The 14,373-nt window shown below is 63.7% G+C and carries 14 protein-coding genes; 11 read left to right on the top strand and 3 right to left on the bottom strand.

Annotation, left to right across the window (positions count from 1 at the left end; all coding sequences use genetic code 11):
- Positions 1-30: 30 nt before the first annotated feature.
- Positions 31-1,155, top strand: a complete 1,125-nt coding sequence (locus B0919_RS09230) for a VWA domain-containing protein (protein ID WP_078011944.1) — start codon at positions 31-33, stop codon at positions 1,153-1,155.
- Positions 1,152-2,006 (top strand): hypothetical protein, encoded by an 855-nt coding sequence (locus tag B0919_RS09225; RefSeq protein ID WP_078011943.1) that lies wholly within the window; start codon positions 1,152-1,154, stop codon positions 2,004-2,006. Before B0919_RS09230 ends, B0919_RS09225 begins: the two co-directional genes overlap by 4 nt.
- Here the strand turns inward: B0919_RS09225 and B0919_RS09220 are convergent.
- Together B0919_RS09220 and B0919_RS09215 are read right to left on the bottom strand one after the other, a co-directional pair.
- Complete coding sequence (locus B0919_RS09220) at positions 2,003-2,740, bottom strand: SDR family NAD(P)-dependent oxidoreductase (RefSeq protein ID WP_078011942.1); 738 nt, start codon at positions 2,738-2,740, stop codon at positions 2,003-2,005. The two genes, B0919_RS09225 and B0919_RS09220, sit on opposite strands and share 4 nt — an antisense overlap.
- A 96-nt stretch (positions 2,741-2,836) precedes the next feature.
- Complete coding sequence (locus B0919_RS09215; RefSeq protein WP_078011941.1) at positions 2,837-4,153, bottom strand: family 1 glycosylhydrolase; 1,317 nt, start codon at positions 4,151-4,153, stop codon at positions 2,837-2,839.
- 222 nt (positions 4,154-4,375) lie between these two features.
- Between B0919_RS09215 and B0919_RS09210 the strand changes: the two genes are divergently transcribed.
- The 7 genes from B0919_RS09210 to B0919_RS09180 all read left to right on the top strand — a co-directional run bounded on the left by B0919_RS09210 (position 4,376) and on the right by B0919_RS09180 (position 12,136).
- Positions 4,376-5,239 carry a helix-turn-helix domain-containing protein gene (locus B0919_RS09210; protein ID WP_176132948.1) on the top strand — a complete coding sequence of 288 codons (864 nt, stop codon included), beginning with the start codon at positions 4,376-4,378 and terminating at the stop codon, positions 5,237-5,239.
- A 353-nt stretch (positions 5,240-5,592) separates the two neighbouring features.
- Positions 5,593-6,453 carry an SDR family oxidoreductase gene (locus B0919_RS09205; protein WP_078011939.1) on the top strand — a complete coding sequence of 287 codons (861 nt, stop codon included), beginning with the start codon at positions 5,593-5,595 and terminating at the stop codon, positions 6,451-6,453.
- A gap of 39 nt (positions 6,454-6,492) precedes the next feature.
- Positions 6,493-7,848, top strand: a complete 1,356-nt coding sequence (locus B0919_RS09200) for a metal-dependent hydrolase family protein (RefSeq protein ID WP_078011938.1) — start codon at positions 6,493-6,495, stop codon at positions 7,846-7,848.
- Positions 7,849-7,989: 141 nt separating this feature from the next.
- The gene (locus tag B0919_RS26045) at positions 7,990-8,394 is read left to right on the top strand and encodes an RDD family protein (protein WP_078011937.1); all 405 of its coding nucleotides are present in this window, start codon (positions 7,990-7,992) and stop codon (positions 8,392-8,394) included.
- Between the two features lie 159 nt (positions 8,395-8,553).
- Complete coding sequence (locus B0919_RS09190) at positions 8,554-10,548, top strand: AAA domain-containing protein (RefSeq protein WP_078011936.1); 1,995 nt, start codon at positions 8,554-8,556, stop codon at positions 10,546-10,548.
- 326 nt (positions 10,549-10,874) lie between these two features.
- A complete protein-coding gene (locus tag B0919_RS09185; RefSeq protein WP_078011935.1) occupies positions 10,875-11,387 on the top strand; it encodes a peptidylprolyl isomerase in 513 nt (170 codons plus the stop codon).
- A gap of 314 nt (positions 11,388-11,701) precedes the next feature.
- Positions 11,702-12,136: a hypothetical protein gene (locus tag B0919_RS09180; protein WP_078011934.1), complete on the top strand. Its 435-nt coding sequence runs from the start codon at positions 11,702-11,704 to the stop codon at positions 12,134-12,136.
- Between the two features lie 101 nt (positions 12,137-12,237).
- Here B0919_RS09180 and B0919_RS09175 read toward each other — a convergent pair whose 3' ends face one another.
- Positions 12,238-12,831 carry an ACP phosphodiesterase gene (locus B0919_RS09175; protein ID WP_176132946.1) on the bottom strand — a complete coding sequence of 198 codons (594 nt, stop codon included), beginning with the start codon at positions 12,829-12,831 and terminating at the stop codon, positions 12,238-12,240.
- A 211-nt stretch (positions 12,832-13,042) separates the two neighbouring features.
- Between B0919_RS09175 and B0919_RS09170 the strand changes: the two genes are divergently transcribed.
- Both B0919_RS09170 and B0919_RS09165 read left to right on the top strand, forming a co-directional pair.
- Positions 13,043-13,558, top strand: coding sequence for a pyridoxamine 5'-phosphate oxidase family protein (locus B0919_RS09170; protein WP_078011932.1), 516 nt, complete (start codon positions 13,043-13,045; stop codon positions 13,556-13,558).
- 89 nt (positions 13,559-13,647) lie between these two features.
- Positions 13,648-14,358: a spheroidene monooxygenase gene (locus tag B0919_RS09165; RefSeq protein ID WP_254846527.1), complete on the top strand. Its 711-nt coding sequence runs from the start codon at positions 13,648-13,650 to the stop codon at positions 14,356-14,358.
- Positions 14,359-14,373: the final 15 nt, after the last annotated feature.

The following is a 14,373-nucleotide window of genomic DNA, read 5'->3' as shown; positions in this document are numbered from 1 at the left end:
CTGCTGGCCCGACCGCCCTATCTTTCGCCCATGAGCAATGCCAATGCCGCCCGCTGGAAACTGGTTCTGGGCTCGTCGGCCGACGAGGCCAACGCCGTGCCGATGCCGCCCGACTACGGCGCCATGGACCAGGTGCTGACCGAACTCTACGAACAAAACGCGGAGGGCCGCCGCGGCGGGCTGGGCAGCTCCTCGCCGCGGGTGGCGCGCTGGCTAGGCGACATCCGCACCTACTTCCCCACCTCCGTGGTGGCCGTGATGCAGAAAGACGCCATGGAGCGGCTGGGCCTGAACCAGCTGCTGCTGGAGCCCGAAATCCTGCGCTCGGTGCAGCCCGATGTGCACCTGGTGGGCCTACTGATGTCTTTGGGGCGGGTGATGCCCGCCAAGGCCCGGCACACGGCCCGCGAAGTGGTGCAGCGCGTGGTGCGCGAGCTGGAGCAGCACCTCTCGAACCCGCTGCGGCAGGCCGTGCAGGGCGCCCTGAGCCGGGCCGTACGCAACCCGCGCCCGCGCTACCGCGAAATCAACTGGGCGGCTACGATCCGCGCCAACCTCAAGCATTACCAGCCGGCCCAGCGCACCATCGTGCCCGAGCGGCTCATCGGCTACGGCAAGCGCGGGCAGGCGCTGAAGGAAATCGTGCTGTGCCTGGACCAGAGCGGTTCCATGGCGGCCTCGATGGTGTACGCGGGCGTGTTCGGGGCGGTGCTGGCCTCCATCAAAGCCGTGCGCACCCACATGGTGGTGTTCGATACCGCGGTGGCCAACCTCACCGAGGAGTTGCAGGACCCGGTGGACTTACTCTTCGGCGTGCAGCTCGGCGGCGGCACCGATATCAACCTGGCCCTGGGCTACTGCCAGCAGCTCATCACCCGCCCCACCGACACCATTTTGGTGCTTATCAGCGACCTGTACGAGGGCGGCAGCCCGGCCGGCCTGCTCAAGCGCGCCGCCGAGCTGCAGGCCGCCGGCGTGACGGTGGTGGTGCTATTGGCCCTCAGCGACGAAGGCGCCCCGAGCTTTGACCGCTCGGTGGCCGAAAAGCTGGCGGCGCTGGGCATCCCGTCCTTCGCTTGCACCCCGGATAAGTTTCCAGCCTTGATGGCTGCGGCCATTCAGGGGCAGGATGTAACTGCCGTCGTCAAGGCATGAGCCTGGACCGCTACCGGGAGCCCGCCGCGGCGACGCCGCCGGGGCACACGCTGGCCGCCGTGCTGCTGGTGCGCAACCTGCTGGCAACTGCTCTGTTCGGGCTGGGGCTGCTGGCATTCAACCCGTTGGGCTTGCCCTTGGTGCTGCTGGGCGTGGGCATGATGGCGCTGCACCTGCGTCTGTTCAAGGCCCAGGTTACTGCATCGACGGCCGGCCTTATCTGGGTACTCACGCTGATGGTCGAGTTGGGCTTGGCCTGGCTGGCGGCGCACCTGCTCCTGGACTTCGGCCGCCCCTGGGAGGACCTCGCCGAGGGCCAAAGCACCTGGGGAAAGGCGGTTATCGTTATTGAGCATGCGCTGGGGCACTTTTATTACCTGCCGCTACTGCTGGCCTGGCCCTTCGTGCTCTGGCGGCTCTACCGCATCCTCATCCCGGCCGACCCGCCCGCGGACCGGCCGGTGCAGCTATTTGGCTGGCCGCGCCAAGTAGCCCACGCCCTGCTGGTCAGCCACGTGTGCACCGCCGTGCTGGGGCTGGGGCTCAACACGGTGCTGATTATCGTGCTCGGCCTGCGGCTTCACGCCCTAACGCAAGGGCCGGTGGGCTGGCGCTGGGCCCGGCGCAGTCTGGCGGCCGTACTGCTGCTCAACCTGGTGTCGGCCCTGCTACCGCTACTGTTCGCCGTCGTGGTGTGGGCCGACCTGGATGCGCCCGCGCCGGCCCTGCTACTCATCATTTGGACCGGGGGCAAAACCAGCTTCTGGCTGTACGCGGCCCTGCTGGCCAACCTCGGGGGAGCAAGCTGGCTACTGCGCTGGCTGCTGCGGCACCGGTCCGCCAAGGCTTAGAGCCGGTCCAGCCGGCCGCCGTCCACGCGCACTTCGGCGCCCTGCACGAAAGCGGCATCGTCGGAAGCCAAATAGGCCACGGTGGCGGCCACGTCCTCGGGGCGGCCCACGTCGGCCTTGTCGATTTTCTCCACGCCGCTTTTCACGTTGGGGTTGTCCCAGAGCATGGGCGTGTCGATGGCGCCGGGCATCACCACGTTGACGCGGATGCCCTTGGGCTTGCCTTCCAGCGAGGCCGAGCGGGTAAGCGAATTGACGCCAGCCTTGGCGGCGGCGTAGGGCGCTACCAGCGGGCTGGTTTCGATGGCGTGGATGCTCGACACGTTCACCACGTTGCCGCCGGGCTTCATGTGCAGAAAGGCCTGCTTGATGAAATAAAAGGCGCCGAGCAAATCCACGTTCAGGATGCGCAGCCAGTCGTCGCCGGTCAACTCCTCCAGAGGCTTGAACTGCATTAGCCCCGCGTTGTTGACGATGACATCGAGCCGGCCAAAGCGCTCCAGCGTGCCCTTCACAGTGGCTTCCACCTGGGCCTCCACCGACACGTCACACACGCTGCCCCAGGCGTCGGGGGCGCCGGCCTGCTTGACCAGTTCCGTGCCTTGCCGAAGCTGGTCTTCGTTGCGGCCCACCAACACCAGGCGGGCGCCTTCGGAGGCTAGCCGCTGGGAAATAGCCAGCCCGATGCCGCTGGCGCCACCCGTCACGATGGCCACTTTATCCTGAAAACGCATTTGATCAAAGGTGAATTTGTGAAGTGGTGAGTTTGTGAAGTGTTGGTCGGAGTTCCAGAACGGCACTCACAAGTTCACCACTTCACCAACTCACCTTTAAGGCTCGACGGAGGCCGTGTTGGCCGCGGCGGTGGATTTGTCCTGCCGCTGCTGCTGGGCGTCGTCCTGCTTCTGCTGGGCCCATTGCTCGTTGGAGTCGTGGGGCATCACGATGGGCACCTGCAGGCACACGCTCTGGGCGGGCAGCACCTGCCGCCAGTCGCGGATGAGCTGCTTGTAGGCCTCGCCCACGGGCCGGATGTTGCGGTTCAGGTCGTAGAGGCCCAGCGGGTTCACGGTGCCGTTGGGCTCCCGCAGGGCCGAGTCCCAGTCCACCTGGTCGGTGAGCGAGTACCAGGTGAAGCCGATGATGGGCACCCCGTCGTTGCGCACGCGCAGCACGTTGGCCCATTCCTTCCACAGCCAGTTCACGGCCTCGTCGCCGCAGGGCCCCTGATACAGGTTGGTTTCGGTGTGCATCACGGGCAGGCGGTACCGGTCGTGGTACTGGCGAGTAATGACGTGGTAGCCGAAGATTTCGCCCGAGGCGGTGGTGCTCCCGTCGGCGCGCACGCGGTGCTCGTTGGTTTTGTAGTAGTCGTTGCCCATGATGCACTGGTGGCGCAGGTGGTTCTTCAGGAAGAAGTGGTACTCCTCGCGCGTCATGCCATTGTCCATCAGGTACTCGTACATCTCCGAGTCCACGCGTCGGCCGTAGTTGAGGTCCAGCGAGAGGAAGCGCCGGGCGTTCATCAGCTCGGCGGGCCCGATAGCGGCCGGGTTTTCGGCGTGGAAGTACTCCGACGACTCGCTCTGAATAAACAGCGCATCGGGCCGCACCTCCGAAATGGCGCGCATGGCCAGCACGTTGGCCTTCACGATGTACTTCAGCGCCGTCACGAAGGCCTGGTCCGAGGTCAGCTGCTCGTTCCACCACCCGTACAGGGCCGAAAACTGCGCGCAGATAAACATTTCGTTGACCGGCGTGTAGAGTTGTACCCACGGAAAGCGCGCGGCAAAGGCCCGGGCGTAGTCGGCGAAGAGCTGCGGAAAGTCGCCGTTCTGGAAATTGCCCAGCCAGTCGGGCAAGCCGAAGTGGCACAGGTCCACGATGGGTGCGATGTTGCGCCGGCCCAGCTCGCCGAAAGTCTGGTCGGCGAATTCCCAATCGTACTTGCCGGGCCCGAGCCAAGTGGTGTGAATGGGCGGCCCGTAGCGCAGAAAGCAGATGCCTAGCTCCTCGACCAGGTCAAAATCCTGGCGCCAGTGCGCGTAGTGCCCGCACTTCTCCATCTCATCGACGCGCAACCGGCCGTTTTGGATGGTGGGGTTGCTGTTTTCGATACCGGTGGCGAAGAGGAACTGGGGTGTCATAAATTCAAAGGCGGCAGCTGACCCCGATCCGCCACGCAGCAGGCGCGGCGGATCGGGGCCGATTCCTGAACGTACTTGCTTGTCCACGGCAGAGTTGCGCCGCGGCCGCTGCCTACACCAAATCTTCATCTGTTGGGTATGAGCGCGGGGCCTGGTGGCACAGGTTACGTACGCCTCAACCGCTACTTTTACGCGGGCCCGCCGTTTACCCCGCCTATTGTGATGCAGCGTATTCCGACCTATCCGCTTCAAAGCTTCGCGCCCCGCCACGGGGCGCTGGGCGTATATTTCGTCGACCACAGCACCAGCTCGGACGGGCCGCCCCTGGGCCTGCCCTACCGCGGCGACTACTACAAAATCGGCCTGTGCCTGCAGGGCCGCGCCGAGCTCAAGGCCAACCTGGAAACCTATGCCATCGGCCCGGGCAGCCTGATGATTGTCACCCCGCACACCATCAAAGAGTGGACGCACCTGTCGGCGGATTACGACGGCTTGTCGGTGTTTTTCACCCGTGACTTTCTCACCGCCCACCGCCACCTCGACGTCAGCCAGTTCAACTTCCTGGAAAGCGTGGGCACGCACGTGCTGCCGCTGAGCGCGGCGCAGACGGCCGAGCTGCAGGCCTGCTTTGATTATCTGCGGCAGAAATACCACGCCCCGCACCCCTACCGCGAGACGCTGGTCAAGAACCTCATCAACAACCTGCTCTGCGAGGTGGTGGCCATCTACGACCAGCAACGCGCGGCCCTGCGCGCCAGCCAGACGCGCGCCCAGCTGCTCACGGCCGAGTTCAAGCACCTGCTGGGCACCCACGGCGCCGCCGAGCGCAGCGTGCAGTTCTACGCCGAGCGGCTCTGCATCACGCCCAAGCACCTGACCGAAACCGTGAAGGACACCACCGGCAAAACCGCCGGCGAATGGATTGCCGAGGCCGTGGTGCTGGAGGCCCAGGCTCTACTGCAAAACCAGCAGCTGACGGTGGCACAGGTGGCAGATTTGCTGCATTTCACCGATCAATCGGCCTTTAGTCGGTTTTTCCGCAAGAACCGCGGCCTCTCGCCCACGGCCTACAAGCAGGCCTGTTAAGCGCCGGTTTGGCAATGTAGATTGTGGTCATGCTTTATCTGGCGTCCGCGCGCTGATGCACTTCTACCGCTTCGCTGCATAGCTCGATAGAGATACTTCGACAAGCGTGCGCCAGATGAGCATGACGTGCAGAAAGGTCTTTCAAGCACACGTTGCAGGCTGCTAGTAGCCAGCTAACCTCGCGGCCTTACTGCCTGCCGGCGCTTTCCGCCTTTTGGCCCAACCTTTCCGCCGTCTGGCCCTTCCACCCACTTGGCTCGGATGGGACCTTTGTAGCAGACGCTCGGGCAAGCTTCCGGCCTCACACCGAGGTCTTGTCTGCGAGCGAACTGCCACATCCAACCACCCAAGCCATGATCTTAATCACCGGCGCCACCGGCCACATTGGCGCGGCCGTCATCCAGCAGCTGCTGACCAAACTCCCCGCCAGCCAAATTGCCGCCCTGGTGCGCGACGAAGCCAAAGCCGTTGACCTCCAAAGCCAAGGCGTAAACATCCGCGTGGGCAACTACCGCGACCCGGCTTCTCTGCTGCGCGCCATGCAGGGTGTGGACAAGGTGCTGCTGGTCTCGGGCGGCGGCGAGGCCGACGGTCTGCAACTGCACCAAAACGTAGTGGACGCCGCTAAAGAAGCCGGCGTGCGTTGCCTGGCCTACACCGGTCGCGCCCTGCAGGACCGTGACACCCTAGTCAACGACCTGATGAAGCGCCACTTCCTGACCGAAGACTACATCTTGCCCAGCGGGCTGAACTACGTGCTATTCCGCAACATCCTCTACATGGACACGCTGCCGCAGTTCGTGGGCCCGCAGGTGCTGGAAACCGGCATTCAGCTGCCGGCCGGCGAGGGCCGCGTGTCCTTTGCCCTGCGCCGCGAAATGGGCGAGGCCATTGCCAACGTGCTGGCCGCAGGCGACTGCGCCAACCACGTCTATACCTTCACGGGCCGCGAAACATACTCCTTCCACGACGTAGCGGCGGCCCTCACGGAGCTGTCGGGCCGCGAGGTGCGCTACACCGACATCGAGCCGGCTGAGTTCGTGGCCGGCATGAAAGCGCGCGGCCTGCCCGAGTTCGTGGTAAACCTCTCGCTGGGCTTCATGACCGATATCAAGCACGGGCAGGAAAGCACCGCCACGCCGGAGCTAGCTGAGGTGCTGGGCCGGCAGCCGGCATCATTAAAAGAGGGCTTAAAGGAGCTTATGAGCCTATAAGTGGGCCTAAGGGCGGCAGATTTTGCGGTACTTTGCCGAATGCGCAAACTTCTGTTTTCCCTAAAACGTGTGCTGCCAGGTTGTGTCGGCTTGTTGCTGCTGAGCCAAGTGCCAGCAGCTCATGCCCAATCCTCCGCTGCCGCGCCGGTTCGCGCGATAAAGTGCGGCCGCTTGCTGGACGTGCGCACCGGCCGGGTCCTGCCCAACGGCGTGGTACTGGTGCAGGGCCGCACCATTTTACAGGCGGGTACCAACGTGGCCATCCCCGCCGGAGCCGAAACCATCGATTTGGGCAACGCCCTGGTGCTGCCCGGCTTGATTGATGCCCACACCCACCTGCTGCAAAATTACCAGCCCGAGCTGGGCGGCGACGAGGCTAACATGCTGGTGACGGTGGCCTCGATGAATACGGCGCGCCGGGCCTTGTTGGGGGCCGCCATGGGCCGCGAGGACCTCGAAGCGGGCTTCACCACCGTGCGCGACCTGGGTAACAGCGGCCTCAACGGCGACGTAGCCCTGCGCGACGCCATCAACCAGGGGCAGGTGGTGGGGCCGCGCATCGTGGCTTCCACCCGGGCACTGTCGCCGGTCGGCGGCCAGTTTGGGCGCCTCACCCCGGAGGCGCAGGCGCTGGTAGCTCAGGAATACGTGGCCGTCAGCGGCGTGGAAGAGGGCCGCCGGGCCGTACGCCAAGCCCTCTACGACGGGGCCGACTGTATCAAAGTCATCGTGAATAATGAGTCGCAGACACTGTCGCTCGCCGAGTTGCAGGTCATCGTGGAAGAAGCCCACCGGCAGGGCAAGACCGTGGCGGCCCACGCCATCGGCGACGAGGCCACGCGCCTCGCAGCCCAGGCCGGCGTCAACTCCATCGAGCACGCCTACACCATCCCCGACGACGTGCTGAAGCTGATGGCCGCCAAGCAGATTTTTCTGGTGCCCACCGATTACCCGCCCGAATTTTACCTCACGGCGTTTCATCCCCCAGCCACGGCCACGCCCGAACAGCGCCAGGGCTATGAAAAAGGCGCCCGCACGTTTGCCGCCCGCAACAACCAGCGCCTGGCCCGGGCCCTGAAAGCGGGCGTGCGCATCGCGGCCGGCTCCGACGAGTACTACCAACTGCCCGGCAAAACCCGCGGCCAAGCCAGTTTGCAGATGTTTCGCGCCTACGCCGCGGCCGGTATGAAACCCCTGGAGATTATCCGGGCCGCCACCCTGAACGGGGCCGAACTCTTGGGCCTGAAAACCAAAATCGGCGCCCTCGAACCAGGCTTCGCCGCCGACCTCATCGCCGTGGACGGCGACCCGCTGAGCGACATCACCGCCCTGGAAAACGTGCGCTTCGTGATGAAAGGCGGTCAAGTCATCCGGCAGGAACCCGCCGCCAAATAAGGCGGCGGCCCGATACCTCGGTACCGGGCCGCGGCTGCTGAATGCTGGGCTGTGATGGATTGACTTGTTGACCAGACTTGCCAGAAAATAGCGGGCCCCGCTTGGCCCCAAGCTTGATCTACGGGCTATAATTTCTGTGATATGACCCTCGAAAGCCGGCCCCTTGGCACTCGCGTACGACTAGCTTCCATGCTACTAGATCATGCCATCGTTTGCGTCCTGCTTGTGCCTATTGCCACTTATTCAAATTCAGATACCAGAGCCTCTACTCACGAGTCTACTTCGAACTACATATTTCTTGGCCTATTTTTGATTTACGCGCTCAAAGACAGTTTCCAGGGGAAAAGCCTTGCCAAGAGGTTGCTCAAGCTGCAAGTAGTCGACAACACAACCGGAGAGCCAGCTTCTGCAATCAGGTGTTTCGTTAGAAATCTTACCATTTGCTTGTGGCCCATTGAGGTGCTGTTCACGTTGTTCAATCCCAATAGAAGAGTCGGTGACTTTATCGTGGCAACCAGAGTAGTGCGTGTCGAAAGACGGGTTTAGGTTTTCGCCGTATTTCAGCAAGTGCCTTAATTCAAACGCCCCGAGTTACTTTCTCGCCTTTCACAGCATTTACTATTTCTCCCCGACCTTCGGCCGCACGTTTGCCGTTCAACGCGTGTTGAACTGGTTTACTACCTAGCATTCAGAAGCCCGAAGAAGTTGGCCGAAACCGCCCCCCATACCCCTACCGACTCCGTTTACGAAGAACTCCGCCGCGTCCAGGCATTGCTGAAGCTGGAGCAACAGGAGGACCTGGAGCAATACCGCCTGCGCAACGCCAAGAGCACCATCTCGGAGCGCGTGCACCGCGGCCTGACCTGGTACCCGATCAAAATCACGAAGGAAGACATCGGCTTCGGCGGCAAGCTGGTGCTGGAGCTGGAGCGCCCCGCCGGGCAGAGCCAGCAGCTGCACCTGTTCCAGGTCGGCAAGAACGCCGCCATCTTCGGTAACATCCCCGGCCGCGCCGGCTCCGACAAGCCCATGCTCTCGGGCGTGGTGACGTCGGTGCGCCGCAATAAAATCACGCTGGCCACCAACAAGGAAGACCTGCCCGACTGGATTGACGAGGGCAAGCTCGGCATCGACCTGACCTTCGACGAGGTCAGCTACCGCGAAATGGAGTACGCTCTGCAGAAGGTGCAGGGCGCCTTTGGCCGCTTGCAGGAGCTGCGCGACACCCTGCTGGGCCACCGTCCGGCCGAGTTCAAGACTGAGGCCCAGACCGAGAAGCTCTACTACCCCAACCCGCTCAACGCCTCGCAGCTGGCGGCGGTGCAGCAAGTTATGGCGGCCAAGGACGTGGCCATCATCCACGGCCCGCCCGGCACCGGCAAAACCACCACGCTGGTGCAGGCCATCCTGGAAACTATCCGCCGGGAGCGGCGGGTGCTGGTGTGCGCGCCTTCGAACACGGCCGTAGACCTGCTCACCGAAAAGCTGGCCGAGCGCGGCGTCAACGTCATCCGCATGGGCAACCCCTCGCGGGTGTCGGATCTATTGCTGGAGCACACGCTCGATGCGCAGGTTATGGCCCACAAGCACTACCCGGAGCTGAAATCCTTGCGCCAGACGGCCGAGCAATACCGCGAGGAAGCGGGCAAGTTCAAGCGCAACTTCGGCTGGGAGGAGCGGCAGCAGCGCCAGCACCTCAAGGAGCAGGCCCACCAAATGCTGCAGGAGTCGGACCAGCTCGAAAAGTACATCACCGAAGACTTGCTCGACAAGGTGCAGGTGATTACCTGCACGCTCGTGGGGGCCGCCAACCGCGCCATCCGCCACCTCACCTACGAAACGGTGTTTATCGACGAGGCCGCCCAGGCCCTGGAGCCTGGCTGCTGGATTCCGATAACGAAAGCCGAGCGCGTGGTGCTGGCCGGCGACCATTGCCAGCTGCCGCCCACCGTCAAAAGCGAAAAGGCCGCGGCCCAGGGCTTGCGCGAGACGCTGTTCGAGAAGTGCATCACCCGCCAGCCCGAAACGGCCAGGATGCTCGAAGTACAGTACCGCATGCACGAAGACATCATGCGCTTCTCTTCGGACCAGTTTTACGGCGGGCGCCTCGCGGCCGATGAGCGCGTGCGCCGCGCCGACCTGCACGCCTTCGATTTGCGCTTCCCGCCCGAGCCCGGCGCGGTGGAGTTTATCGACACGGCCGGCTGCGGCTTCTCCGAGCTGGGCATCCTCGACTCGCCCTCGGTGGCCAACCCCGAGGAAGCCGACCTGCTGCTGCGCCGCCTGGTGGAGCTGCTGCAGGACTACCACCCCGAGGACCACGAGCAGCAGCCGCTGAGCATCGGCATTATTGCTCCCTACCGGGCCCAAATCAACTACCTCAAAGACCGCGTCGACGAGATACCCGAGCTGCTGGAGCTGCAGAACAAGCGCCAGCTCAGCATCGGTACCGTCGACTCCTTCCAGGGCCAGGAGCGCGACATCATTGCCATCACCCTCACCCGCTCGAACGCAGCCAGTGACATCGGCTTTCTGGCCGACATCCGCCGCATGAACGTAGGCATGACCCGCGCCAGGCGCAAGCTGCTGATGACCGGCGACTCGGCCACGCTGAGCAGCAACGCTTTCTACCGCGAGTTTGTGAACTACGTGGAAGACATCGGCGCTTACCGCACGGCCTGGGAATTTCAGGATTTGTAGGAAAGCCGCCGGCTCGCCCCGCTGTCATTGCGAGGCGCAGCCGAAGCAATCCGTCCTCTAGAAGTACGACGCCACAATACGCACCGCCCGAAACCGGTAACCCCAGGTTCGGGCGGTGCTGTTTTCCTTCTGATGGCTTTTCGGTCAGCGTGGGTTGGGCTGTCGTGCCACGAGAGGAAGGATTGCCGCGCTTCGCTCGCAATGACTGCCAGTGCAACCGGCGGCTGCCCGAACTACCGCATTTCGGCCCCAATCGAACAAACCGGCGGCCGGCGCGTTATTTTACCTTACTTGCCATTGTTTTCCTTATTCCTCCCCCCGAACCCATGCAGATTGCAGATCAAAAGGTCGTGACGCTGACCTACGACCTGAGCGTTACCAACGACGAGCAAGAAAAACAGCTCGTGGAAAAGGCCGAAGCCGACTCGCCGATGGTGTTCCTGTTCGGCATGAGCGGCCTGCCCGAGGAGTTTGAGCAGCAGCTGCAGGGCAAACAGCCCGGCGACTCCTTCAGCTTCACCCTTTCGCCTGAGCAAGGCTACGGCGAATACGATCAGGACGCGCTGGTGGACCTGCCCAAGCAGGTGTTCGAAGTCGACGGCCAATCCGACCCGGAAATGCTGCAGATCGGCAACTACCTGCCCATGTCCGACAACCACGGCAACCACCTGCAAGGCAAAGTGGTGTACGTGGGCAACGACACCGTGAAAATGGACTTCAACCACCCGCTGGCTGGCATGACCATGCACTTCGACGGCCAAGTGGTGGACGTGCGTGACGCCACCCGCGAGGAGCTCGACCACGGCCACGTACACGGCGCCGGTGGGCATCACCACTAAGCCAACCTGGCCTAGCCAATCTGAAAAACGGGACTTTACGGTCCCGTTTTTTTATGCCCGTAACAGTACCAGCCCAGCAGCCGCAGCCTTTTTTCGCCACCTGTTCTGCTCACCCTCGACGTGGAGGCCGGTAATACCCAGCGCCCTCCACGGTTCTGGCGCTGACGCCGACCCGCTTGGTCGTGCAACACAAGGCAATGGGACCGATTATAGCTACGAGCCGGCAAACTAACGACTTCCCGCCCCAGCTGGAATTTACCAAGCCTACGCCTATGTTTGCGCCCAGTTAGTTACCATCCACTTTCTGCCTGTACATGAACCGCATTTACCTGGCCACCGCCTTGCTATGCAGCGCCCTTGCTCCTCTTCTTTCCAGCTGCGACAAGAAGTCGGGCGCCGACCCCAAGCCGGCCCTGGAAGGCCGGTGGCGCGCCGACAGCCTGCACTACGTCAGCTACAGCGCCTCGCACACCGCCATTACCTCGGGCAGGCTGCTGACCAATCCCGGCACCACGCTCACCATCGACGCCACGACGTTTACCGACAACGGCAGCTTGCAGGGCACTACCACGGCTCCGTATAGCTACACCCGCAATGGCAATCTGCTCATGCTGACGTATCCCCAATCGTCGGTGCAACGCCAGCTCACCATCAACGACCTGACGGACAAGCGCCTGCAGCTCGGGTACATTCAGCCTACGTCCTCGGGCGGTGAACACATCGAGTTTGAAATCTTCTACTCGCGCTAAACACCTGTGGATACTCCACGCACCAAAGCCGGGGCCTTGCCGCTCCGGCTTTGGTGCGTAATATGAGTTAGTATGGCAGACAGGGAGCCCCCTGCGGTAACTTAATCCGCCGCTTGCACCGCTGCCTGCAGTTCGGGCCAGAATTCGGCGAAGTCTGCCTCGTAGGCTGGCAGCTCCGTCAGAAAAGCGGCCGCGCCCGTGGCCAATACCGCCGCGCCCGGTACGCGCCGGCTCAGCCCCAGCAGCGACCTTTCCAACCCCAACGGGTACGCATAGCCCGTCAGCCAGTCGTGCTGGCGCATGTGCTCAAACATGTGCTGCAGCCGCTCCGGCAGCTCGGCGCGGCGGTCCTCGATCAGGGCGTACATGCGCTGGGCAAAGGCGGGCAGTGGCTCGGCGGGGTTGTAGTGGTAGCGGGCGAAGTCGCGGGCCAGCAGGTGGTCGTAGCCCACATCGGCCGCGACGCCCGCCCACTTGCCCAAGCCGGCGGCGCGCAGACGGGCCGTACTGCGGCGCACCACGGGATGAGCGTCGGTAAACGAGTCGATGAGCCGGTGCAGGCGGATGCCGCGCTGCACGGCGGGCGGGTAAGCAGCCACGGCCGCGCGGCCGCGCACGGCTTCGGCCGCGAAGTTGCCGAAGAGCCGGTCGGCATCGTCGGGGCCGGAAAGAACGAGGTGGGCGAGAAAATTCACGAGGGGAAAGTAGTAGTGCGCACTACGCTTTGCGCAGGCCATGGCAGGCGGAGCAAGGCTCCGGGCCGCACAGGCAGCGCTGGGTGGTTTTTGCCTTCCAATACCATGTTATCCTACCAATAGTTATGACCGGTGCCCAACCCCGCCGCCGCGCGGCCCGTAAGCCCCGGTACTCCTTATTCCATTGATTCCACACCAAACACCCGCTCTCATGGCTTCTGAACAAACGCCCGTCACCCACGATCTGTCCAAACTGTTCGAGAAAATCAAGGACGTGCGCATCGCCATGCTCACCACCGCCGATGAGCAACACCAGCTGCACTCGCGCCCGATGTACACGCTCAAGCCCGACCACGACGGCTCGCTGCTGTTTTTCACCGATGCCGACTCGGCCAAGGTGTTCGAAGTACGCCGCGACGCGAGCGTGAACCTGAGCTACGCCAACCCCAGCGACAACGTGTACGCTTCCGTCACGGGCACGGCCTCGGTATACCACGACCAAGCCAAAATCTCAGAGCTCTGGTCGGAAGATATGCGCGCCTGGTTTCCCAAGGGCAAAGATGATCCGAGCATCCGCATCCTGAAAATCGTCGTCGAGAAAGCCGAATACTGGGATTCGCCCAGCTCTATCCTCAGCCGCGCCTACGCCTACGCCCGCGCCGTGGCCACCGGCGAAAAGAGCAAGGACGACGACGTGAACCAGCACGCGCAGGTAAAAACCCGCTAACCGGCTCCACCCGGCCGCAGCACGCAAGGGACGGAAGCCATTCCGTCCCTTTCTTTGTTGTATTCTCCCCGCCTTTCCTGCCGCTCACTTTGTCGCTCACCACGCTTACCATCATCACCGTGCGGCCCGCCCACCGGCGCTGGGCCCTGGCCCGCATGGGCACCGTGCCGCCGCAGCTCAAGCGCGTGACGGGGCTTCGCTTTCACAAGCTGCTGGGCTCGGGTTTTGACTTTGGCCTGCGGCCCAACCTGCAGCGCTACGGCCTGTTGGCGGTGTGGGACGATGCGGCCACTGCGGAGCAGTTCTTTGCTACGCACCCCGCGTGGCAGGATTACCAGCAACGCGCCGAGGAAACGTGGACGGCCTACCTCGAACCGCTGCAGGCCCATGGTGCCTGGGATGCTCAAGCGCCCTTCACCGGCGAGGCCGCACCGAAAACCGCCGACGGCCCGGTCGCGGTACTTACCCGGGCCAGCATTCGGCTGCTGCGCGCCTGGAGCTTCTGGCAGGCCGTGCCGCCGGTGAGCCGGGCCGTGGCGCAGGCACCGGGCCTGCTGGCCGCCATTGGGCTGGGCGAGCTGCCGGTTATCCGCCAGGCCACGTTCAGCGTGTGGGAGTCGGCGGCGCTGATGCGGCAGTACGCCTACGGCGCGCAGCACGACGGCCGGCACCAGGACGTGGTGCGCCGCACGCGGCAGGAGCGCTGGTACTCGGAGGAGTTATTTGCCCGCTTTCGGGTGCTGCGCACCACCGGCACCTGGGACGGCCACGACCCGCTGGCCTTGGGCCCGGGGCAATAAAAAAAGCAGACCACC

The organism is Hymenobacter sp. CRA2 (genome assembly GCF_002007105.1).
Lineage (GTDB): Bacteria > Bacteroidota > Bacteroidia > Cytophagales > Hymenobacteraceae > Solirubrum.
This window is presented reverse-complemented; position numbering and strand designations above follow the sequence as displayed.

What these genes read in the sequence shown, in the direction of transcription:
- B0919_RS26045 (WP_078011937.1), top strand. Translation starts at nt 7,990, where the DNA reads ATGACCCTCGAAAGCCGGCCCCTTGGCACTCGCGTACGACTAGCTTCC.
- B0919_RS09180 (WP_078011934.1), top strand. Translation starts at nt 11,702, where the DNA reads ATGAACCGCATTTACCTGGCCACCGCCTTGCTATGCAGCGCCCTTGCT.
- B0919_RS09210 (WP_176132948.1), top strand. Translation starts at nt 4,376, where the DNA reads ATGCAGCGTATTCCGACCTATCCGCTTCAAAGCTTCGCGCCCCGCCAC.
- B0919_RS09220 (WP_078011942.1), bottom strand. Translation starts at nt 2,740, where the DNA reads ATGCGTTTTCAGGATAAAGTGGCCATCGTGACGGGTGGCGCCAGCGGC.
- B0919_RS09200 (WP_078011938.1), top strand. Translation starts at nt 6,493, where the DNA reads ATGCGCAAACTTCTGTTTTCCCTAAAACGTGTGCTGCCAGGTTGTGTC.
- B0919_RS09215 (WP_078011941.1), bottom strand. Translation starts at nt 4,153, where the DNA reads ATGACACCCCAGTTCCTCTTCGCCACCGGTATCGAAAACAGCAACCCC.
- B0919_RS09205 (WP_078011939.1), top strand. Translation starts at nt 5,593, where the DNA reads ATGATCTTAATCACCGGCGCCACCGGCCACATTGGCGCGGCCGTCATC.
- B0919_RS09170 (WP_078011932.1), top strand. Translation starts at nt 13,043, where the DNA reads ATGGCTTCTGAACAAACGCCCGTCACCCACGATCTGTCCAAACTGTTC.
- B0919_RS09185 (WP_078011935.1), top strand. Translation starts at nt 10,875, where the DNA reads ATGCAGATTGCAGATCAAAAGGTCGTGACGCTGACCTACGACCTGAGC.
- B0919_RS09225 (WP_078011943.1), top strand. Translation starts at nt 1,152, where the DNA reads ATGAGCCTGGACCGCTACCGGGAGCCCGCCGCGGCGACGCCGCCGGGG.
- B0919_RS09230 (WP_078011944.1), top strand. Translation starts at nt 31, where the DNA reads ATGAGCAATGCCAATGCCGCCCGCTGGAAACTGGTTCTGGGCTCGTCG.